The organism is Arcobacter caeni, from assembly GCF_003063245.1.
GTDB classification, from domain to species: Bacteria; Campylobacterota; Campylobacteria; order Campylobacterales; family Arcobacteraceae; genus Aliarcobacter; species Aliarcobacter caeni.
In genome coordinates, this window is record NZ_MUXE01000004.1 from 141,674 (window position 1) to 162,083 (window position 20,410).

General features: G+C 27.2%; 23 protein-coding genes. 19 read left to right on the forward strand and 4 right to left on the reverse strand.

Annotated elements, in window-relative coordinates:
* Nucleotides 1-10: 10 nt before the first annotated feature.
* The 8 genes from B0174_RS04205 (at nucleotide 11) to B0174_RS04240 (ending at nucleotide 7,718) form a co-directional block, all read left to right on the forward strand.
* A complete protein-coding gene (locus B0174_RS04205) occupies nucleotides 11-2,587 on the forward strand; it encodes an ATP-dependent Clp protease ATP-binding subunit (RefSeq protein WP_108558404.1) in 2,577 nt (858 codons plus the stop codon).
* Between the two features lie 65 nt (nucleotides 2,588-2,652).
* Entirely contained in the window at nucleotides 2,653-2,787 is a 135-nt protein-coding gene (gene rpmH, locus B0174_RS04210) for a 50S ribosomal protein L34 (protein ID WP_108558405.1), read from the forward strand.
* The gene (gene rnpA, locus B0174_RS12290; protein WP_108558406.1) at nucleotides 2,775-3,110 is read left to right on the forward strand and encodes a ribonuclease P protein component; all 336 of its coding nucleotides are present in this window, start codon (nucleotides 2,775-2,777) and stop codon (nucleotides 3,108-3,110) included. Before rpmH ends, rnpA begins: the two co-directional genes overlap by 13 nt.
* Nucleotides 3,107-3,454, forward strand: coding sequence for a membrane protein insertion efficiency factor YidD (gene yidD / locus B0174_RS04220; RefSeq protein ID WP_108558407.1), 348 nt, complete (start codon nucleotides 3,107-3,109; stop codon nucleotides 3,452-3,454). Before rnpA ends, yidD begins: the two co-directional genes overlap by 4 nt.
* On the forward strand, nucleotides 3,432-5,048 hold the full coding sequence (yidC, locus tag B0174_RS04225; protein ID WP_108558408.1) for a membrane protein insertase YidC: 1,617 nt from the start codon (nucleotides 3,432-3,434) through the stop codon (nucleotides 5,046-5,048). Before yidD ends, yidC begins: the two co-directional genes overlap by 23 nt.
* A gap of 9 nt (nucleotides 5,049-5,057) precedes the next feature.
* Nucleotides 5,058-5,936 (forward strand): Jag N-terminal domain-containing protein, encoded by an 879-nt coding sequence (locus B0174_RS04230; protein ID WP_108558409.1) that lies wholly within the window; start codon nucleotides 5,058-5,060, stop codon nucleotides 5,934-5,936.
* A gap of 2 nt (nucleotides 5,937-5,938) precedes the next feature.
* Nucleotides 5,939-7,279, forward strand: coding sequence for a tRNA uridine-5-carboxymethylaminomethyl(34) synthesis GTPase MnmE (gene mnmE / locus B0174_RS04235; RefSeq protein ID WP_108558410.1), 1,341 nt, complete (start codon nucleotides 5,939-5,941; stop codon nucleotides 7,277-7,279).
* A 16-nt stretch (nucleotides 7,280-7,295) separates the two neighbouring features.
* Nucleotides 7,296-7,718, forward strand: a complete 423-nt coding sequence (locus tag B0174_RS04240) for a hypothetical protein (protein WP_108558411.1) — start codon at nucleotides 7,296-7,298, stop codon at nucleotides 7,716-7,718.
* Between the two features lie 22 nt (nucleotides 7,719-7,740).
* Here the strand turns inward: B0174_RS04240 and B0174_RS04245 are convergent, their stop codons facing one another.
* The gene (locus B0174_RS04245) at nucleotides 7,741-8,223 is read right to left on the reverse strand and encodes a SixA phosphatase family protein (protein WP_108558412.1); all 483 of its coding nucleotides are present in this window, start codon (nucleotides 8,221-8,223) and stop codon (nucleotides 7,741-7,743) included.
* Nucleotides 8,224-8,330: 107 nt separating this feature from the next.
* On the opposite strand from B0174_RS04245, the gene B0174_RS04250 reads away from it, so the two are divergent.
* The 4 genes from B0174_RS04250 to B0174_RS04265 all read left to right on the forward strand — a co-directional run bounded on the left by B0174_RS04250 (nucleotide 8,331) and on the right by B0174_RS04265 (nucleotide 11,622).
* Nucleotides 8,331-9,245, forward strand: a complete 915-nt coding sequence (locus B0174_RS04250; protein WP_108558413.1) for a 5'-nucleotidase — start codon at nucleotides 8,331-8,333, stop codon at nucleotides 9,243-9,245.
* A gap of 55 nt (nucleotides 9,246-9,300) precedes the next feature.
* Nucleotides 9,301-10,152 carry a zinc metalloprotease HtpX gene (htpX, locus tag B0174_RS04255; protein ID WP_108558414.1) on the forward strand — a complete coding sequence of 284 codons (852 nt, stop codon included), beginning with the start codon at nucleotides 9,301-9,303 and terminating at the stop codon, nucleotides 10,150-10,152.
* A gap of 74 nt (nucleotides 10,153-10,226) precedes the next feature.
* A complete protein-coding gene (locus tag B0174_RS04260; protein ID WP_108558415.1) occupies nucleotides 10,227-10,724 on the forward strand; it encodes a hypothetical protein in 498 nt (165 codons plus the stop codon).
* A 94-nt stretch (nucleotides 10,725-10,818) separates the two neighbouring features.
* Nucleotides 10,819-11,622 carry a D-alanyl-D-alanine carboxypeptidase family protein gene (locus B0174_RS04265; RefSeq protein WP_108558416.1) on the forward strand — a complete coding sequence of 268 codons (804 nt, stop codon included), beginning with the start codon at nucleotides 10,819-10,821 and terminating at the stop codon, nucleotides 11,620-11,622.
* Between the two features lie 79 nt (nucleotides 11,623-11,701).
* On the opposite strand, the gene aroC is transcribed toward B0174_RS04265, so the two are convergent.
* From aroC to B0174_RS04280, 3 genes are all read right to left on the reverse strand, one after another.
* Nucleotides 11,702-12,778 carry a chorismate synthase gene (gene aroC / locus B0174_RS04270; protein WP_108558417.1) on the reverse strand — a complete coding sequence of 359 codons (1,077 nt, stop codon included), beginning with the start codon at nucleotides 12,776-12,778 and terminating at the stop codon, nucleotides 11,702-11,704.
* Nucleotides 12,779-12,782: 4 nt separating this feature from the next.
* Nucleotides 12,783-13,457, reverse strand: a complete 675-nt coding sequence (gene rnc, locus B0174_RS04275; protein WP_108558418.1) for a ribonuclease III — start codon at nucleotides 13,455-13,457, stop codon at nucleotides 12,783-12,785.
* 69 nt (nucleotides 13,458-13,526) lie between these two features.
* On the reverse strand, nucleotides 13,527-14,576 hold the full coding sequence (locus tag B0174_RS04280; RefSeq protein WP_108558419.1) for a tetratricopeptide repeat protein: 1,050 nt from the start codon (nucleotides 14,574-14,576) through the stop codon (nucleotides 13,527-13,529).
* Between the two features lie 84 nt (nucleotides 14,577-14,660).
* Between B0174_RS04280 and dnaG the strand changes: the two genes are divergently transcribed.
* The 7 genes from dnaG to fmt all read left to right on the forward strand — a co-directional run bounded on the left by dnaG (nucleotide 14,661) and on the right by fmt (nucleotide 20,409).
* Nucleotides 14,661-16,295: a DNA primase gene (gene dnaG / locus B0174_RS04285; protein WP_108558420.1), complete on the forward strand. Its 1,635-nt coding sequence runs from the start codon at nucleotides 14,661-14,663 to the stop codon at nucleotides 16,293-16,295.
* A 76-nt stretch (nucleotides 16,296-16,371) separates the two neighbouring features.
* On the forward strand, nucleotides 16,372-16,755 hold the full coding sequence (locus B0174_RS04290) for a Rid family detoxifying hydrolase (RefSeq protein ID WP_108558421.1): 384 nt from the start codon (nucleotides 16,372-16,374) through the stop codon (nucleotides 16,753-16,755).
* 115 nt (nucleotides 16,756-16,870) lie between these two features.
* Nucleotides 16,871-17,188 (forward strand): 50S ribosomal protein L21, encoded by a 318-nt coding sequence (rplU, locus tag B0174_RS04295; protein WP_108558422.1) that lies wholly within the window; start codon nucleotides 16,871-16,873, stop codon nucleotides 17,186-17,188.
* A gap of 27 nt (nucleotides 17,189-17,215) precedes the next feature.
* A complete protein-coding gene (gene rpmA / locus B0174_RS04300) occupies nucleotides 17,216-17,470 on the forward strand; it encodes a 50S ribosomal protein L27 (RefSeq protein ID WP_108558423.1) in 255 nt (84 codons plus the stop codon).
* A 150-nt stretch (nucleotides 17,471-17,620) separates the two neighbouring features.
* Nucleotides 17,621-18,712, forward strand: coding sequence for a GTPase ObgE (gene obgE, locus B0174_RS04305; RefSeq protein ID WP_108558424.1), 1,092 nt, complete (start codon nucleotides 17,621-17,623; stop codon nucleotides 18,710-18,712).
* Complete coding sequence (gene proB, locus B0174_RS04310) at nucleotides 18,709-19,479, forward strand: glutamate 5-kinase (protein WP_108558425.1); 771 nt, start codon at nucleotides 18,709-18,711, stop codon at nucleotides 19,477-19,479. The genes obgE and proB overlap by 4 nt, the downstream gene beginning before the upstream one ends.
* A gap of 9 nt (nucleotides 19,480-19,488) precedes the next feature.
* Nucleotides 19,489-20,409, forward strand: coding sequence for a methionyl-tRNA formyltransferase (gene fmt / locus B0174_RS04315; RefSeq protein ID WP_108558426.1), 921 nt, complete (start codon nucleotides 19,489-19,491; stop codon nucleotides 20,407-20,409).
* The last annotated feature ends 1 nt before the right edge of the window (nucleotide 20,410 follow it).

Consider the following 20,410-nt stretch of genomic DNA (forward strand, 5'->3'; position numbering starts at 1 on the left):
AGTGCTAATTATGGATAAAATTTTTGAAAAACTTACAAACCAATTAACTGAAACTATTGATTCAGGTGTAGCTTTGTCTTTACATAACAAAAACCAAGAGGTTGAAGTTATACATTTAATTTGGGCATTATTATCAAATACAAATTCTGTTTTAAATCAATTATTAAATAAAATGAATGTAAATAAAATAGCTGTTGAACTTGAAGCAAAATCTTATGCAGCAAAACTTCCAAGTGTTTCAAGTGTAACAAAAGAGAGTATAAAACTTTCAAGAAATCTTCTTTCTTCATTACAAAATGCAGAAGGTCTGATGACTAGTTTTGGTGATAAATTTATTGCTGTTGATACTTGGCTTATATCTAATTTTGACTCTTCCGTAATAAAAGAGGTATTAGGAAAATACATAGATTTAAGAGAAGCAAAAAAAGAGCTAGAATCTATGCGTGCAGGGAAAACTATTGATAGTAATAGTGGTGATGAAAATTTAGAAGCTTTAAATAAATATGGAATAGATTTAAATAAAAAAGCAATTGATGGACTTCTTGACCCTGTTATTGGAAGAGACGAACAAATTAGTAGAATGATGCAAATACTAATAAGAAAAACAAAAAATAATCCTATTTTAATAGGAGAACCAGGAACTGGAAAAACAGCAATTGCAGAGGGTCTTGCTCAAAAAATAGTAAATAAAGATGTTCCAACATCATTATTAAATAAAAGAGTTGTAACTTTAGATATGAGTTCAATGATTGCAGGTGCAAAATATAGAGGTGAATTTGAAGATAGATTAAAATCAGTTATTGATGAAGTTAAAAAAGCTGGAAATATCATTTTATTCATAGATGAAATTCATACAATCATAGGAGCAGGTGCAAGTGAGGGTTCAATGGATGCTGCAAATATCCTAAAACCAAGTCTTGCAAGGGGAGAATTACATACAATTGGAGCAACAACTCTTAAAGAGTATAGAAAGTATTTTGAAAAAGATACAGCAATGCAAAGAAGATTTCAACCAATAAATGTAAATGAACCAAGCGTTAATGAAGCTTTGCAAATTCTAAGAGGAATAAAAGAAAAACTAGAAACGCACCACAATGTAACTATAAATGATAGTGCATTGGTTGCAGCTGCCAAATTATCTTCTAGATATATTACAGATAGATTTTTACCAGATAAAGCAATAGATTTAATAGATGAAGCAGCAGCTGAACTTAAAATGCAAATTGAATCAGAACCAAATGCACTTTCCTTAATTAAAAGAGAGATTCAGACTTTAAATGTGGAAAAAGAAGCTCTTAAAATGGAAGAGGGTAAAAAGAATGATGAGAGAATTATTCAAATTGAAAAAGAACTTGCAGATAAAAATGAAGAAAAACAAAATTTAGAAGCAAGATTTGCAAATGAAAAAGAGACTTTTAATACAACAAGTGAATTAAAAATAAAAATTGATGAATTAAAAAATAGAGCAAATATTGCAAAAAGAGAATCAAACTTTGAAAAAGCTGCACAAATTGAGTATGGAGAAATTCCAACTTTAGAAGCAAAAATAAAAGATAATGAAGAAAAATGGAAAAGAATGCAAAAAGAGGGAACTCTTTTACGAAATTCTGTAGATGAAGAAGCAATTGCAAGTATCGTTTCAAGATGGACTGGAATTCCAGTTAATAAAATGATGGACTCAGAAAAACAAAAAATCTTAATGGTTGAAGAAGTTCTAAAAAAAGATGTAATAGGACAAGATGAAGCATTAAAAGCAATAAGTCGTGCAATTAAAAGAAATAAAGCAGGACTTAGTGAGGCAAATAGACCAATTGGAAGTTTCTTGTTTTTAGGACCAACCGGAGTTGGAAAAACTGAAAGTGCAAAAACTTTAGCAAAATTCTTATTTGATGATCCAAAATCACTTATTAGATTTGATATGAGTGAATACATGGAAAAACACGCAGTTTCAAGACTTGTGGGAGCAGCTCCTGGTTATGTGGGATATGAAGAGGGTGGACAATTAACAGAAGCTGTAAGAAGAAAACCTTATAGTGTTATTTTATTTGATGAGGTTGAAAAAGCTCATCCTGATGTATTTAATATTTTATTACAAGTTTTAGATGATGGAAGATTAACTGATAATAAAGGTGTTACGGTCGATTTTAAAAATACAATTATTATATTAACTTCAAACATTGGAAGCGCAAGAATAATTGAAATAAGTGATAAAGAAGAAAGAAGAAAAGCGGTTTTAGATGAATTAAAATCTCATTTTAGACCAGAATTTTTAAATAGACTTGATGATATTGTAATTTTTGAACAATTAAATTTGGCTGCAATTACAAATATTGTAGATATTTTATTTAATAATATTAAGAAAAAAGTTGAAGAAAAAGATATAAATATTTCTTTAACTTTAAATGCAAAAGAGTATATTGCAAAAATTGGATTTGATCCAGTTTATGGTGCAAGACCTCTAAAAAGAGCCATTTATGAGATAGTTGAAGATAAATTAGCTGATTTAATTTTAGAAGATAAAATAGGTGAGGGAAGTAATATTGAGTTTGATGTTGTGAATAATGAAGTAATAGTAAAAATTAACTAAAGAATATTTAAGTAAAATTTAACTATAATCCTCAACTTATTTAGTGAATATAGAGGAAATCTAAGATGAAAAGAACGTATCAACCGCACAATACTCCAAGAAAAAGAACTCATGGGTTCAGAGTAAGAATGGCTACAAAAAATGGTAGAAGAGTTATTAACAGAAGAAGAGCTAAAGGTAGACATAAATTAGCTGTTTAAATAAAGAACATCGACTTAACAGTTCGAGAGACTTTAACAAACTATATAAAAGCGGCAAAAGATGGCACACCACCAGCTTTGTCGCTTTTTTTAGTTCTAGCCCTACATTAAAAGCTGCTTTTGTTACTTCAAAAAAGGTAGGAAATGCTGTAAATAGAAATAAAGCAAGAAGAAGAATGCGTGCTTTATTTGCTTCATATGAACAACAATTATTAATTGGTAATTATATATTTGTTGCTAAAATAACCTTACATGATAAAACTTTTTTAGAATTAAAAAAAGATTTTGACTTCGCTTTGAAAAGATTAGAAGTTTTAAAATGAAAACGATTCTTAAATATTTGATAAGATTTTATCAGCGATATTTAACGATTTTAGCTTTTGGATCATGTAGATATTATCCCACTTGTTCTCAATATGCATTGTGGCAATTGGACAACAATACTTTTTTTAAGGCGATTTATTTTACAATAACGCGAATATTAAAATGTAATCAGCTTTTTGCAGGTGGATTTGATTATCCAACCATTAAGTTAAACACAAATCAAAATATCAATTTTGAAAAAATAAAAATAAAATATTGGTATATTCCATTAAAAAATGGTAAGTATTTAGTAGTAAAGAATCGGGAGTGGAAAAAAAAGAATGAACAACATGAATCAAAATAACGGTATGCAAAAACGAATGTTAATTATGACATTGGTAGTTTTTGTATTTTTCATAGCTTACGAGTATTTGGTTTTAAAACCACAACAAGAAGCTAAAGCAGCTCTTGTTAAGCAAGAACAAGAACAAAAGCAAAATAATGTTGCACCTGATGTAAAAACTGTAGTAACAGATGCTAATGGTAATGCAGCTAATGCATTTAACTCTGCTGATACTTTATCATCAAAGTCAATAGGAAATGTACAGACTGTTTCTACAATTAAAACAGCTAAAAGCATTATAGAAATTGATACTTTAGGTAGAATTGCACAAGTTACATTAGTTGAAGAGAAATATAAAGACGAAAATGGTAATCAAATTAAATTATTTGAAGCAAACCAATTAAGACCACTTGAAGTTAGATTTGCAGATGTAAATATTAATGAAGAAGCATTTAAAGTTTCTTTAGTTGTGAATTCTTCAAATATTGATGCAACAACATCTGCACAAGAATTAGTTTTAACTCAAACTTTAAATGGAACAGTTTTAACTAAAAAATTAACTTTTTATCCTGATGGACATTATGATTTAAAAGTTAGTACTACAAATGAGAAAGAGTTTTTTATTACAAATGGATTTAGACCAAATGTTTTAGCTGACATGTATGCTGTTCATGGATTTATTTCAAAATTAAATGATAATACATTAAAAACAATTGAAGATGGAAAATTAGATAAAAATCATGATATTGTTGGAGCAAAATTTATCTCTAGTTTTGATAGATATTATACAACTGTAATTTACAATTTTGAAAAATCATTAAGTGTTTCTGTTATGCCAGATCCAAATGGAAAAGAAAATCCTCAAGCATTTATTCATGGTGGAAATAATATTACTTTTTCAGGTTTTATTGGACCAAAAAATCATAAAGATTTATCAGCTTTAAATCCTGAATTAATTGATGTTATTGATTATGGTTGGTTTACATTTATTGCAAAACCAATGTTTTTATTATTACAATTTATTCAAGGTTATGTTGGAAACTGGGGTTGGACAATTGTTATTTTAACAGTTTTAATTAAATTAGTTCTTTTTCCTTTATCATTCAAAGGAATGGTATCGATGCAAAAACTAAAAGATTTAGCTCCTAAAATGAAAGAAATTCAAGCTAAATATAAAGATGATAAACAAAAACAATCAATGCATATGATGGAACTTTATAAAAAACATGGTGCAAACCCAATGGGTGGATGTTTACCATTGATTTTACAAATCCCAGTATTCTTTGCTATATATAGAGTTTTATTAAATGCTATTGAATTAAAAGGTGCACCTTGGATGTTTTGGGTACACGATTTAGCTGAAATGGACCCATACTTTGTATTACCTATTTTAATGGGTGCAACAATGTTTTTACAACAAAAAATTACACCAAATACAATGCAAGATGAAATGCAAAAGAAAATATTTCAATTTTTACCAGTTATTTTCACATTCTTCTTCTTATGGTTCCCAGCTGGGCTTACATTGTATTGGTTTATAAATAATCTATTTACAATCGGTCAACAATACTACATTAATAGTGTATTTGAAAGAAAAAGAGCTGAGAAAAATTAGGAACTTAATATGAAAAAGTTTGAATCGGATTGTCTAGAAAAGGTTTATGAATTAGCCACTGCGGAGTTTAATTGCTCTATTACTGAATTAGAAATAGAAGTTATCCAACAACCAAGTAAAGGATTTCTTGGTTTTGGCAAAAAAAATGCAATTATAGAAGTATGTTTTAAAGATAATTGTAAAAAATATGTTCAAGAAACTAAATCATTTAGAAATAAAGATGTAAGAATTCAAGAAATTTCAGAAAGAATTGAATACTCAAATCAAAAAGAAGAAAGAAACTTTTCTCAAAATCAGCATGAAGATGAGACGGAATCTTCATGTTGTGTTCCAAAAGCTGGGATAAAAGATAAAATTTTTGATAAATTTTATCATGAAGAATCACAAGGTGAGATTTCAAAAATAATTATTAAAAAAGATAAAGAAAAGATTTTAAAAGAAGTACAAGAAGGTATTCATTTATTATTTGATAATACTTGTTATTCGCTAGAGAAAATTAATGTAGAATTTTATGATGAAGAAACTTTGTATATAGAGTTTTTAGGTGAAGATTCAGCTTTATTAATTGGAAAAGAAGGTTATAGATATAAAGCATTGTCTTATATCTTATTTAATTGGATAAATGAAAAATATGGTTTAATGTTAAGACTAGAAGTTGCACAATTTTTGAAAAATCAAGAAGAAGCAATTTATACATATCTTGAACCTATTATTGAAATTATTAAAGAAAAAGGTACTTTTAAAACAAAACCTTTAGATGGTATCTTAGTTCATATTGCATTAAAAAAATTAAGAGATGAATTTCCTGATAAATATGTTGCAGTAAAAACAAATATCAGAGGCGATAAATATGTACTTGTAAATGAGTATAGAGCAAGAGAAATTTAATCTTGTTTGATGATGCTACAATAGTTGCAATTGCAACGGCCAATGGAATTGGTTCTATTTCAATAGTTAGAATTTCTGGAGCAAATGCTCTTGAAATTGCTACTAAAATTTCAAAAAAAACAACTTTTTTACCAAGACTCGCAACACTTTCATCTTTATATGATATTAATAATGAAGTAATAGATGAAGCTTTGGTTATATATTTCAAAGCACCTTTTTCTTTTACAGGTGAAGATGTAATTGAATTTCAATGTCATGGTGGAGTTGCTATTGCTAATATGCTTGTAAATGAAGCATTAAAAAGAGGCGCTAGAATTGCAAATCCAGGTGAGTTTTCAAAACGAGCTTTTTTTAATAATAAAATAGATTTAACAAAAGCTGAAGCAATCTCTAAAATAATTGAAGCAAGAAGTGAAGATGCTGTTAAATTATTAGCAAGACAATTAAAAGGTGAATTAACTAATTTTGTAAATGAAATAAGAGAAGATTTACTTTTTATGTTAGCTTATACAGAAGTTTCTATTGATTATGCAGAGGATGATTTACCAAGTGATATTTTTGCACAAATAAAAAGTAAAATGGAAAAAATAATTGTAAAACTTACAAATACTTTAGATGCAAGTCGTAGACGAGAGGGAATGATTGAGGGTTTTAAAGTGGCAATCATTGGAAAACCAAATGTTGGGAAATCTTCACTATTAAATAAACTTCTTAACTACGATAGAGCAATTATTTCAGATATTGCAGGAACTACAAGAGATACGATTGAAGAGTCTGTTAAAATTGGAACGCATATTATAAAAATAGTTGATACAGCTGGAATTAGAGATGCAAGTGATATTATAGAAAAAATTGGAATTGAAAAATCTATTCAAGCTATAAATGAAGCTGATATTGTGATTGCATTATTTGATAATGGTAAAGTTTGTGATGATGAAGATAAAAAAATAATCGAATTAATAGAAGAAAATTTACATAAAGAGATTATAAAAGTTTTAAATAAATCTGATTTACAAAATAAATTTGACAAAACAAAAATAGAAAATTTTATTAAATTATCAACAAAAGATGATATAAATCCATTAGTAAAAAAAATCGAGTTGATTTTAGATTCCAATACACATAGTGATGAGATGACTTTGATTTCAAAAAGACAAATACTATCTGTTGAAAATACGCTTTATAGTATAAATTTATCAAAAAATCCACTAGAAACTGGGGAATTGGAATTTTTTGCACATTATATTACTGAAGCATTGGAGCAAATTTCATCAATTACAAGACCTTATGAAAATGATCAAATGTTAGATGTAATGTTTGGTGAGTTTTGTTTAGGTAAATAATTTATAAGGAATGACAATGAAAAAATATTTTGTATTAATTTTAATATTTATAAGTTTTGGTATTACAAATTTATTAGCAGATCAATGGGATGGCTTTTTTAAAGCAACAGGATTTCCTCGAAAAGTAGTTGATAATGGTTCGATTGTAAGTGGAAAAATTTATGATGCAGCTGTTACATATCAAATTTTTAATAATGATGGAATTAAAGGAAATTTTGAAAATAGTGATAGTGCAAAAGTTACAATTACTAATAAAAAAGGGAAAGTAATTTCTACAAAGAAATTTATGACAGTAATTGAATTGAGAACTTGGGCAAGAGAAAATTTTACAGATATTTTTAGTTCAATAATTGGAGATAATCCTCAAATAACATCAGAAAATATAAAAGAATTAACTCAACTAGCTTCAGTTATACTTTTAAATAAAAATTTAGATTAAATAATAAAGTTTAAAAACTTTATTATTTATTTGGATAATCATAGCAAACTAATTTTGCATTCTCTTTGCAAATATCAATCCACGAATTACAATCAAACTCGATTTCCATAATTGCACCCATTTGAAATTTTTCCTTAAATCCAACAAGTGTAATTGCAAGTGCTGTTAATGATGGATTATGTCCTACTAAAAGTACTGAATCAACAGTATCAAAAGTATAACTTATGGTTTCTAATAACTCATTAACAAAAGCCATATATAAAACTTCATTTAACATTATAGTTTTATTATATTTTAACGCTTCTGCAAATATATCAGCAGTTTTTTTTGTTCTTGCTGCTGGACTTGCAACTATTAAATCAATTGGTAGATTTTTTAATGCAAAATTCTTTGCCATATTTTGTGCTTCTTGGATTCCCTCAGGACTTAATTCCCTATCATAATCATCTTGTTCTAATAGTTCATTCTCTTTTTGTGCATGTCTAACAATATAAAGTTTTTTCATTTTTCCTCTAAATTTATAAATAATAAGTTATTTTAAGTTATTTTTACTTTTCTTTATATAAAATCTATATAAATTTAGTTATTTTGTGAATATAAAGGTAAAAAATTTTGGGATACGATTTAAATAAAAAACTAGTAATTGCAATTTCTTCAAGAGCATTATTTAATCTTGAAGATGAAAATAAAATTTTTGAAGAAAAAGGTATTGATGAATATTATAAATATCAAATAGAAAATGAAGATTTATTACCCAAAAAGGGAACAGGTTTTAGACTTGTAAAAAATCTTTTAAGAATAAATGATGATTTTCCTAATGATAAACAAGTTGAAGTAATAATTATGTCAAGGAATAATTCAGCCACGAGTCTGCGAATTACAAAATCAATAGAAAAATATAAACTTGATATTCAAAGATCTGCTTGGAGTGGAGGAAGTGATATTTCTAAATATTTAATACCTTTTAAAGTTGATTTATTTTTATCGGCAAATGAACAAGATGTTCAAGATGCAATAAATGAGGGAATCGCTGCTGCTAGAATTTTACCTTATGATGAATTAGATGATGAAAATTCAAATCAAGTTAAAATTGCTTTTGATGGGGATGCTGTATTATTCTCAGAAGAATCTGAAATTATTTATAAAACTCAAGGCTTAGAAGCATTTTTAAAATATGAAAAACAAAATGCATTAAATGCCATGAAAAATGGACCTTTTGCACAACTTCTGAAACTTATTTCAAATATTCAAGAAAAATATCCACAAGAACAAACTCCAATTAGGACAGCTTTAATAACTGCTAGAAATTCACCTGCTCATGAAAGAGTAATTAGGACTTTATCACAATGGAATGTACGGCTTGATGAAGCTTTTTTCTTAGGTGGAGTTGATAAATACGAAGTAGTAAGAGCTTTTGGCGCTGATATATTTTTTGATGATCAAGATGTACATTTGGAAAGTACATCAAAAGTTACTCCAAGTGCTAAAGTTCCATATAAAAAAGAATCTATTTTGAACAATATTTAGTTTAATTTTTATTAACTAATGTTTGTTAAAATACAAAAAAATTTAGGAGGATTAAATGGAACAAATTAAAACAGTTTTTTTACTTACATTCCTTACGGTTTTATTTGTATTTATAGGTTACTCTTTTGGTGGAACAACAGGAATGTTAATTGCCTTTTTAGCAGCTGGTGGAATGAATTTTTATGCCTATTATTATTCAGACCAACAAGTTTTAAAACATTATGATGCAACACTTCTTGAAGATTCAAGACATCCAGTTTATAAAATTACTCAAAAGTTAACTTTAAAAGCAGGGCTTCCTATGCCAAAAATTTATTTGATTCCTGATCATACTCCAAATGCTTTTGCAACAGGAAGAAACTATGAACACGCTGCAGTTGCAGTTACTATGGGTTTATATGAGATGTTAAATGAAAAAGAACTTGAAGGAGTAATTGCCCATGAATTATCTCACATAAAACATTATGATATTTTAATTGGAACTATTGCTGCAGTGTTTGCAGGAGCAATTGCAATGATTGCAAATATGATGCAATTTGGAGCTATGTTTGGTGGAAATAATAATAAACAAGGAACAAACCCGATTATGATGATTGTTATGGCTATATTATTGCCACTTGCAGCTTCAATTATTCAAATGACAGTTAGTAGAAGTAGAGAATATATGGCTGATGAGGGTTCTGCTAGAATGACTGGAAATCCAGCTGGTTTACAATCAGCACTAACAAAGTTGGAAAATTATGCAAGAAGTGGACATCAAATTCATAATGCAACGGAACAAACAGCACATATGTTTATTATTAATCCATTTTCAGGTTTTAAGTCTACACTTGGGAATTTATTTAGAACACATCCTACCACAGAAGATAGGATTTCAAGGCTTGAAGAGTTAAAAAAAGAGATTTGAAGATGTAGGAATAATGTATTATTTGATATAATATATGAAATTAAACGCGATACAAAATATAAAGGAAATTAGATATGATAAAAATTATTTCATCAGTAGTAGCAGTAGGATTTTTAATTGCTGGATGTGCTTCAAAACAAGTGGATACAGGACCAAAATATAGTATTGATATAATCAAAAAAAATAGTGAATATATTATAAAACCTTTACAATATACATCTGCAAAATTAATTTCAGGTATCAAAAGTTTAAATAATGATTCAACACCTATTATTTTAGGAACAGATAATTGTAGAATTTTAGGAGAAGCAAAATCAGTAGATAAATATGTTGCAAATACAAAAATTTTAAAAGTTAATTGTACTATTGATGGTGAAGAGTATGAATCAAGAGATATAAAAGCTTGGTTAATGAAAGATAATTATGTAGGAATTGATTTATCTAAAAAAGAAGTTGATAAAAGAGATGATCAAAAAATAAATGAAACTGATAATAAACAAAGTTTATATGGTTTAAATCCAGGTCAAGAAGTAAAGATTTTTATTGAAGAAGGTTCTTTAACAAAAATTTAATATTAGTTTTAGTTATTGTAAAATTGTAACAGTAAGTTATAAGATATTTTTTAGCATTTTTTTATCAAATGTAATTTCCAAATTAGGTTGTATTATGAGATTTTTTTTAGCAGTTTTATGTTTTATGTTTATTCCAACTTTGGTATTTTCAGATAGTTCAGAAGTTTTTCATAAAATTGAAAAAGATTTAGATTCTATAATTATTAAGGATTTAAATAAAAAAAGATTGATATTTACAAAAGGTGAAAATCAAAGATTGAGTCCAGCTAGTTTAACTAAAATTATGACTGCAATACTTGCAATTGAAAGTGGAAATATGAACAGTGTTGTTACAATTACACCTGAAATGAAAAAAGTTGAACCTACTATTGCAAATTTTCAAGTTGGTGAAAAATTTTATTTAAAAGATTTAGTACATGCTGCTTTGATTAGATCTGCTAATGATGCAGCAAATTCTATTGCAATTTATTTAGGAAAAGGAAATAAACAATTATTTGTAAATATGATGAATATTAAAGCAAAACAATTAGGTATGACAAATACTAATTTTACAAATCCTTGTGGTTTTGATGCTGGAAATCATAGATCTACAGCTAGAGATTTATTAGTTCTTACAGAATATGCAATAAAAAATCCAACTTTTAATTCTATTGTAAAACTAGATAAATATTCTTTTTCTGCATTAAATACAAATAAAAAATATTTTTTCACAACAAGTAATAAACTTTTAAAAGATGAGCCATATATTATTGGTGTTAAAACAGGATATACAAATAAAGCAGGAGCTTGTTTAATTGCTAGAGCTAAAAAAGGTAATCAAGATATTTTGATGGTTATGTTAAATGCTCACAATAGATGGCCAAATGCTAAAAAAGCTTTAGATTCAATTATGAATTAAAAGAAATAAAAAAAAGCAACCCTTGACCAAAGAGTTGCTTTTAAGTTGAAAGTATATATAAAAAACTTTAAATGAATCTTTATTTTGAGTAAACTTTCTTTACATTTTCCATTTTAGAAGACATATTTAGTAAAACCATATCTGCAAGTACTAAAGCCATCATAGATTCAGCAACAACACTTCCTCTTACAGCCACACAAGGGTCATGTCGTCCTTTTAATTGACAATTTACTTCATCATTGTGAATATCTACTGTTTCTTGTTCTATGAAGATAGAAGGTGTAGCTTTGAAATAAACTTTTACATTTATATCATCCCCATTTGAAATTCCACCTAATATTCCTCCACTATGATTTGTCTTAAATCCATCTTTTCTTATTTGGTCATTATTATTATAACCTTTTACTTTTGATGCTAAAATACCATCACCAATTTCTACAGCTTTTACAGCATTTATGCTCATCATAGCATTTGCTATTTGAGAATCTAGTTTAAAATATAATGGTTCACCAAGTCCAATTGGAGCATTCTGAACATTTATTAAAGCAACTCCACCTACACTATTGTGAGAGTTTTTTGCTTCTAAAATTGCATCTTTTTGAGCTTGTTCACTTTCAAAATCTAATGAGAAAATTTCAGATTCGCTAACTTTTGAAAAATCATAATTATTAGCTTTTATTCCATTTATTTCACAGATACCACTTTGAACTTTTATTCCGAGTTCATTAAGCATTAGTTTTGCGATTGCACCAGCTGCTACTCTTGCTGCTGTTTCTCTTGCACTACTTCTTCCTCCACCTCTATAATCTCTAATTCCATATTTATTAAAATAAGTAAAATCAGCATGACCTGGTCTAAATAAATCTTTTACATTTGAATAATCACTACTTTTTTGATTTTCATTAAAAATAATCATTGAAATTGAAGTTCCAGTTGTAAATCCCTCAAAAACTCCTGAAAGAATTTCTACTACATCACCTTCTTTTCTAGCTGTTGCATATTTGTTTTGTCCAGGTTTTCTTCTATTCATTTCATTTTGAATAAACTCTTCATCTATTTTTATACCAGCTGGAACTCCATCAACAATACAACCAAGTGCTTTTCCATGTGATTCACCAAAAGTTGTAAATCTAAATCTATGTCCAAATGTATTCATATAATTACTCTGCTTTTAATTTTTCTATCGCTATTTTTGCAACGGCTTGTTGTGCTAATTTTTTACTTTTTCCATTTGCACTACCATAATTAACACCATCAATCCAGATTGATACTTCAAACTCTTTTTTATGATCAGGACCATAAGAACCTTCAATTTTATATTCAGGAATTGAAGCAAATTGTGCTTGAGTTATCTCTTGTAGTGCTGTTTTGTAATCGCTAAATAAAACATCAAGATTTATTTTGTCATAAGATTTTTCAAGTAAATCTAAAATAATAGGTTTTAAAATTTCTAAACCAGATTCTAAATAAATAGCACCCATAATTGCTTCAAATGCATCTGATAATATTGAAGCTTTTGTTCTTCCTTTATTTCTTTCTTCTGCAGTTGAAATATAGATATAATCACCTAGTTTAATATCATTTGCAAGTCTTGTAAATCCTGTTTCATTTACAAGTGATGCTCTTATTTTTGATAGTTCACCTTCATTTGATTTTGGAAATTTTGAAAATAGAAATTCGCCAACAATTAAGTTTAAAACAGCATCTCCTAAAAATTCTAATCTTTCGTTGTTGTAAGGTTTCTTATAACTTTTATGTGTAAGTGCTTCGATTATCAGGTCTTTGTCTTTAAACTGATAATCCAAACACTTTTCTAATTTTGAATAATCACTCATATATTTCCTTTTTTATTTTTTAAAGTCTTGCAAGTATATCACATCTTTTATTATGAAAGTGTTGTTGAACTATTGTAAAGATTGATTAGAGGTATAAAATGATTTAGTTAGTCTATGTTTTACATCTAGAGTTAAAATATTATGACAATGAGGACATCTTGTATCAAAAATAGGATAAGAATGTTTACACACAGTACAAACAAATTCAAAATCTAAAGAAGCTTTTATTTTATGTTCATGGGTATTTATTAAAATTAAAATATCAAAATCAAAATCACTACTATGTTTTAAAGTATTTAAATATCCTTTGGCATTATATAGCTCAACTAAAAATTCATTTTGTGAAACTTTATCAAAATCAATATCGTCAAAATTTAAATACCACATTAAATCAATATATTTTGCACAATTAAATTCTTTTATATGTTCCCAAAAAAATGTTTTATTAAATTGAATTAAAAATGAAGCAAAAATTCTTTCGATTATTTTGTTCTCTTTGAAAATTTCATATAAAAGTTCAGTTCTTTTTTCATAAGAAAGAATAGAATCATTTAAAATTATCAATGAATCTAAATATATTGTATCAATACTTACATCCTTGTCTAGTTCTTCTAAACAAGCTGTTATCTCTTTTGCTTTTTGGAAATCTTTTAATTTCTCATAAACTAATAAAAGATGATTTAAAGCATTTTTATTTCTTGATGAGAATTTTAAAATTCTTAAAAATATCTCTTTAGATCTTTGTAAAAAACCACCTTTAAAATAAGTAGTTCCCAAAAGTTCAAGCAATTCTTCTTTTTTTACTCTATCATTTACATGTTCAAGAAGTGTTAAATAAACCGAAATTGCTTTATTATAATCACCTTTATGTAAAAATGATGAAGCTAAAAGTAAAATTGAATCAAATGGCAAATTGTAAGTTTTGTATAAATGAACATAATCTTCTTCTTTTAATTTTCCAAGTTCAAATCGCAAAGATAGTTTCCTATAATCTTCCCTTGCTAATCTTTCTTTATAAATACTAAATGAATAAGTAACAAAAGATATTAAAAAAATTAGTGCAACAAGTAAGATGATTCCAAACAATGGATCTCTATATTCTAAAATTATATTATCCAAATAAAAACCTCAATTATTTATATCGTAAGAGTTGAATACTAACATAAAAGTTCATATAAAATAATAAAAAGATATAATCGATTTATGATAAAAAAAGAATCAATAGAAAATCTAAAAAATCATCTTGATGTTGTAGATGTCGTATCTCAATTTTTAGAATTAAAAAAATCTGGCGCAAATTTTAAAGCTTGTTGTCCTTTTCATGGAGAAACAACACCTTCTTTTGTTGTAAGTCCTGCAAAACAAATATATCATTGTTTTGGATGTGGAGCAGGTGGTGATTCTATAAAATTTGTTATGGAGTATGAAAAATTATCATATCCTGAAACAATAGAAAAATTAGCTTCAATGTATAATTTTAACTTAGATTATGAAAATACAGATGAAAAACAACAAGATACAAAAATATTAGAAGAAGTAAATAAATATTATCAAAAACTTTTTGTATATAATGAAAATGTAAAAGAATATATACATAAAAGAGGAATATCAGAATTTTCAATTGAAAAATTTGAAATAGGTTATGCTCCTGTTTCAATTGATACAATTAATTTTTTAAAATCAAATCATTATAATTTAAATGATGCCATTGAATTAGGTGTAATTGATAATGGAACAAATGGATTATATTCAAGATTTATTGAAAGAATTACATTTCCAATTTATTCAATAACAGGAAAACTTGTAGGTTTTGGTGGAAGAACAATAACAGGACATAATGCAAAATATGTAAACTCTCCACAAACAAAACTATTTAATAAATCAAGACTTTTATATGGTTATCATTTAGCAAAAGAACAAATATATAAAAAAAATCAAATCATAGTTTGTGAAGGTTATTTAGATGTAATAATGCTTCATCAAGCAGGATTTAACACAGCAGTTGCAACTTTAGGAACGGCACTTACAGCTGAGCATCTACCACTTCTTAGACGAGGTGAACCTAAAGTGATTTTAGCTTATGATGGAGATAAAGCAGGATTAGCAGCGGCATTTAAAGCATCTGTAATGTTAAGTCAAAGTGAATTTGAAGGTGGTGTTATTATTTTTGAAAACGGTATGGATCCAGCTGATATGGTACACAATGGGAAAATAAATGAATTAAATGAGATTTTTTCAAGTCCAATCTCTTATATTCCTTATGCAATTAATTATATAGTTTCAAAATATGATATAAATGATCCAAATCAAAAACAAAAAGCATTAAATGAAGCAAATGAGTATTTAAAAACATTAAGTTTATTAAATCAAGATGAATATAAAAGATATTTAGCTCAAAAACTGAATATTAGAGAAAATTTGGTAAAAATTAGTTCAAATAAACAAAGAATGTATGAACCAAATCTTACAAAAATAGATATTGCTGAACTTTGTATAATAAAATCAATTTTAGAAAAACCAAAAAGATTAGATTCCGTTTTAGATATAGTTGATTCTTCTATGTTTGAAACCCATAAAAATGAGTTTGAACTACTTTTAACAGATATTGAAAATATTTCTTTAAATTCTATAGTTTTAAATGAAAAACTTGAAAATTATGATGATGAAAGACTAAATCAAGAGTTATTAACATTGGTTTATAAGTTTTATACAAATAAATTAACAGCAATTTCATACGATAATACTTTAGATTTTAAACAAAAAGCAAATTTAATTAGAAAAATTAAAGATAATATTTATCAGTTAAAGTTGGGGAAATTAGTAAGTTATAATTTATAATTAATTTTTTAAATTTATTTAATTAGCAGTTTGTTTTTTGTAAAATTCAATAAATTATAAAAGATAAGGATAATGAATGAAATTTATTGCAAGTGATAATTTACCTTTGGCAATAGGTCCATATTCGCCTGCTGTAAAAGTGAATGGAATTATTTATACATCGGGGCAAGTACCTATTTCATTAGATGGCACGATATTAGAAAGAGATATAAAAGTTCAAACTAGACAAGTACTCTCTAATTTGAGAACATTATTAGAAGATGCTAATAGTAGTATGGAAAAAGTTGTAAAAGTATCTATATATTTAGAAAATATTGAAGATTTTGGGGTTGTTAATGTATTATTTGCTGAAGCTTTTGGAGAACATAAACCAGCAAGAAGTACAATTTCAGTAAAAGCATTACCCATAAATTCGATGATAATGATAGATGCCATAGCAATAGCTAATGATTATCATTAAAAAGCTAAGGCTTAAAGAAAGTTTAAACTAAAATAAGATACTATTCCGGTTCGAAAAATAGAGTTATATGTGAATATATCAACTTGGCATATTGAATTGAATTAGAGGAAGAAAAATGTACGCAATTATCAAGTGTGGTGGAAAACAGTATAAAGTTTCTGAGGGTGATATCTTAGATGTTGATTATACTGGTAAAACTGCAAAAGAAACTTTAGAAATCACTGATGTTTTAGCAATAAACGACGGTGAATTAAAAATTGGTGATGCAGTTGCAAATGCAAAAGTAGAAGCAGTTGTAGTATTAGATGGTACAGGTGTAAATAGAGCTAAAAAAGTGATTATTTACAAAAAAAGAAGAAGAAAAGATTCTAAATTAAAAAGAGGTTTTAGAAAAAGCTTCACTAAAATTAGAATTATTAAAATCGCTGCATAAGCATAACAAAAGTTAAGGAGAAAAACTATGGCTCACAAAAAAGGTCAGGGAAGTACGCAGAATAATAGAGATTCAGCTGGTAGAAGACTTGGTGTTAAAAAATATGGTGGTGAAGTTGTAAGAGCTGGAAACATCATTATTAGACAAAGAGGAACAAAAGTTCATTTAGGTCAAAATGTTGGTATTGGTAAAGATCATACAATTTATTCTTTAATTGACGGTGTTGTTAAATTTGAGATTAAAGATAAAAAAAGAAAAAAAGTTTCAGTTTACGCTTCGTAATTCTGGATAAAATTGATTTTTTTAAAGGGTGTATGGCTTTTGCCTACACCCTTTTTTTATTTAAAAATTAACATAACTAATTAAAAGTTAACAGTAGAAGTTGAAAAATTTTGCTTTTAGTTTTTAATTAATTATTAAAAGGAAAGTTATATGTTTATAGATAGCGCTAGATTTTCAGTTACATCTGGAAAAGGTGGACAGGGATGTGCAGCATTTAGACGAGAAAAGTTTGTTGTAAAAGGTGGACCTGATGGTGGAGATGGTGGAAAAGGTGGGGATGTTTATTTTTTAGTAGATAATAATACTGATACATTATCAAACTACAAGGGTAGAAAATTTTTTAAAGCTGATAATGGAGCTCAAGGTTTGGGTGGAAGAATGACTGGAAAATCAGGTGAAGCACTTGTTTTGATTGTACCTCCTGGAACTCAAGTTATTGATGATGAAACAAATGAAGTTCTTTTTGATTTATTAGAACTTGGAGAAAAAGTTCTATTTTTAGAAGGTGGAAAAGGTGGATTAGGTAATACTCACTTTAAAAATTCAAGAAATCAAAGACCAACTTATTTTCAACCAGGACTTCCAGGACAAATAAAAAGTATTAGATTAGAATTAAAACTTATTGCTGATGTTGGACTTGTTGGATATCCAAATGTTGGAAAATCAACTTTGATTTCGGTAACATCAAATGCAACTCCTGAGATTGCAAATTACGAATTTACAACTTTAACACCAAAACTTGGAGTTGTGGAAGTTGGAAATTATAACTCTTTTGTAATGGCTGATATTCCAGGAATCATCGATGGTGCAAGTGAAGGAAGAGGATTAGGATTAGAATTCTTAAAACATATTGAAAGAACAAAAACTCTTTTATTTGTAATTGATGTTGCAAATCATAGAACTATGATTGATCAATATAGAGTGTTAAAAGAAGAAGTTGCAAAGTTTTCAAGTGAATTATCAACAAGAAATTATGCAATAGTTATAAGTAAAATGGATGGTTATTTTGGTGAAACTTTAGAAGAAGATATTGAAGCATTCATTAAAAATATTGGATTAGATATTACAAAATCAAATGAATTTAAATTTGAGGGAGATTATCCATATTTTGTTCAAGATTTAATTTATTCAAGATTTGATAATACAAAACCATATTTTGTTTTACCAATTTCATCTTTAACAAAATTAAACCTTAAACCACTTGGATTTGCCTTATATAATTTATTGGAACAAGGTAGATGAAGAGATTAGTTATAAAAGTAGGAACTGCTGTATTAACTCAAGATGGGCAATTAGCCCTTGAGAGAATGGATAATTTAGTAAGTTTAATTGCTAAATTAAAAAACGAAAAAAATCTTGAAGTGATATTAGTCTCTTCAGGAGCAGTTGGTGCTGGATATACTTCTTTAAAACTTGATAAAAAAATAGTTGCAAATAAACAAGCACTAGCAGCCATTGGGCAACCTTTATTACTTAAAAATTACAAAAAAAGATTTAAAGAACATAATATTACTTGTGCTCAAATGTTATTTATTGCAGATGATTTTGATTCAAGAAAAAGAACTAAAAATGCTCAAAATGTAATGGAAATACTTTTGGAAAATAAAATTCTTCCAATTATAAATGAAAATGATGTAATTGCAACAGATGAGTTGGTTTTTGGTGATAATGATCAATTAGCAGCACATGTAGCTTATTATTTTAATGCAGATATGTTAGTGATTTTATCTGATATTGATGGTTATTATAATAAAAATCCAAGAGAGTTTTCCGATGCAGTTTTACAAAAAAATGTTTTAGAAATAAGTGATGATGAACTTGAAATGAAACATTCTGCAAATTCAGAATTCGCAACAGGCGGAATAGTTACAAAATTAAAAGCAGCAGATTTTTTAATGAAAAGAGATATTCCTATGTATTTATCTTCTGGATTTGATTTAACAAATGCTTATGATTTTTTAGTTGATGGAAATCATAAAAGTGGAACAATTTTTCAAGCAAAAAAATAAGGAATAATTATGAGTAAAAGAATTTTATTTATGGGAACTCCTGATTATGCTACTGTAATATTTAAAAAGATATTAAATAGTAAGTATGAAATCATAGGATTATTTACGCAACCTGATAAACCAGTTGGTAGAAAACAACTATTAACTCCTCCTCATATTAAACAATATTGTTTAGATGAAAACTTAAATATTCCAATATTTCAACCTTTAAAATTAAGAAATAATGAAGAAGCAACAAAACAAATAGAAGAGTTAAAACCAGATTTTATAATTGTTGCAGCTTATGGGCAAATTTTACCTAAAGAGATTTTGAATATTGCTCCATGTATAAATCTTCATGCTTCACTGCTTCCAAAATATAGAGGTGCAAGTCCAATTCAAGAATCACTTTTAAATGATGATAAATTTACAGGCGTAACTTCAATGTTAATGGAAGAGGGACTTGATAGTGGAGATATTTTAGGTTTACAATATTTAAAAATAACTCCAACAATCGAAGTTACTGAAGCTTTTGATAAGTTATCACAGCTTGCCGCTAAACTTACAATTACTACTTTAGATAATTATGAGAATATTCAACCACAAAAACAAAATGAAGCAGAAGTGAGTTTTTGTAGGAAAATAAAAAAAGAAGATGGTTTAGTTGATTTTTCTAATGCAAAAAAGCTATATCAAAAATATAAAGCTTATTCTTTTTGGCCAGGTGTTTTTTTAGAATCTGAATTAAAATTAAAAGATATTGAATTAAATGAAGAAATATCTATTAATAATCAAGGGCAAATTTTAGAAATTAATAATGATTCTGTAATTATAGGATGTGAAAAAGGTAGTTTAAAAATCAAAACTTTACAAGCTCCTTCAAAAAAAGCAATGAATGCAATTGATTATATCAGAGGGCAAAGATTAGAAATAAATTCGATACTTATTTAGC

Excerpts from the sequence above, each read along its gene's own strand:
- B0174_RS04260 (WP_108558415.1), top strand. The coding sequence starts at position 10,227 with ATGATAAAAATTATTTCATCAGTAGTAGCAGTAGGATTTTTAATTGCT.
- B0174_RS04265 (WP_108558416.1), top strand. The coding sequence starts at position 10,819 with ATGAGATTTTTTTTAGCAGTTTTATGTTTTATGTTTATTCCAACTTTG.
- aroC (WP_108558417.1), bottom strand. The coding sequence starts at position 12,778 with ATGAATACATTTGGACATAGATTTAGATTTACAACTTTTGGTGAATCA.
- obgE (WP_108558424.1), top strand. The coding sequence starts at position 17,621 with ATGTTTATAGATAGCGCTAGATTTTCAGTTACATCTGGAAAAGGTGGA.
- yidD (WP_108558407.1), top strand. The coding sequence starts at position 3,107 with ATGAAAACGATTCTTAAATATTTGATAAGATTTTATCAGCGATATTTA.
- rpmH (WP_108558405.1), top strand. The coding sequence starts at position 2,653 with ATGAAAAGAACGTATCAACCGCACAATACTCCAAGAAAAAGAACTCAT.
- B0174_RS04205 (WP_108558404.1), top strand. The coding sequence starts at position 11 with ATGGATAAAATTTTTGAAAAACTTACAAACCAATTAACTGAAACTATT.
- proB (WP_108558425.1), top strand. The coding sequence starts at position 18,709 with ATGAAGAGATTAGTTATAAAAGTAGGAACTGCTGTATTAACTCAAGAT.
- B0174_RS04245 (WP_108558412.1), bottom strand. The coding sequence starts at position 8,223 with ATGAAAAAACTTTATATTGTTAGACATGCACAAAAAGAGAATGAACTA.
- dnaG (WP_108558420.1), top strand. The coding sequence starts at position 14,661 with ATGATAAAAAAAGAATCAATAGAAAATCTAAAAAATCATCTTGATGTT.
- B0174_RS04240 (WP_108558411.1), top strand. The coding sequence starts at position 7,296 with ATGAAAAAATATTTTGTATTAATTTTAATATTTATAAGTTTTGGTATT.
- rplU (WP_108558422.1), top strand. The coding sequence starts at position 16,871 with ATGTACGCAATTATCAAGTGTGGTGGAAAACAGTATAAAGTTTCTGAG.
- B0174_RS04230 (WP_108558409.1), top strand. The coding sequence starts at position 5,058 with ATGAAAAAGTTTGAATCGGATTGTCTAGAAAAGGTTTATGAATTAGCC.
- B0174_RS04290 (WP_108558421.1), top strand. The coding sequence starts at position 16,372 with ATGAAATTTATTGCAAGTGATAATTTACCTTTGGCAATAGGTCCATAT.
- rpmA (WP_108558423.1), top strand. The coding sequence starts at position 17,216 with ATGGCTCACAAAAAAGGTCAGGGAAGTACGCAGAATAATAGAGATTCA.
- rnc (WP_108558418.1), bottom strand. The coding sequence starts at position 13,457 with ATGAGTGATTATTCAAAATTAGAAAAGTGTTTGGATTATCAGTTTAAA.
- fmt (WP_108558426.1), top strand. The coding sequence starts at position 19,489 with ATGAGTAAAAGAATTTTATTTATGGGAACTCCTGATTATGCTACTGTA.
- yidC (WP_108558408.1), top strand. The coding sequence starts at position 3,432 with ATGAACAACATGAATCAAAATAACGGTATGCAAAAACGAATGTTAATT.
- htpX (WP_108558414.1), top strand. The coding sequence starts at position 9,301 with ATGGAACAAATTAAAACAGTTTTTTTACTTACATTCCTTACGGTTTTA.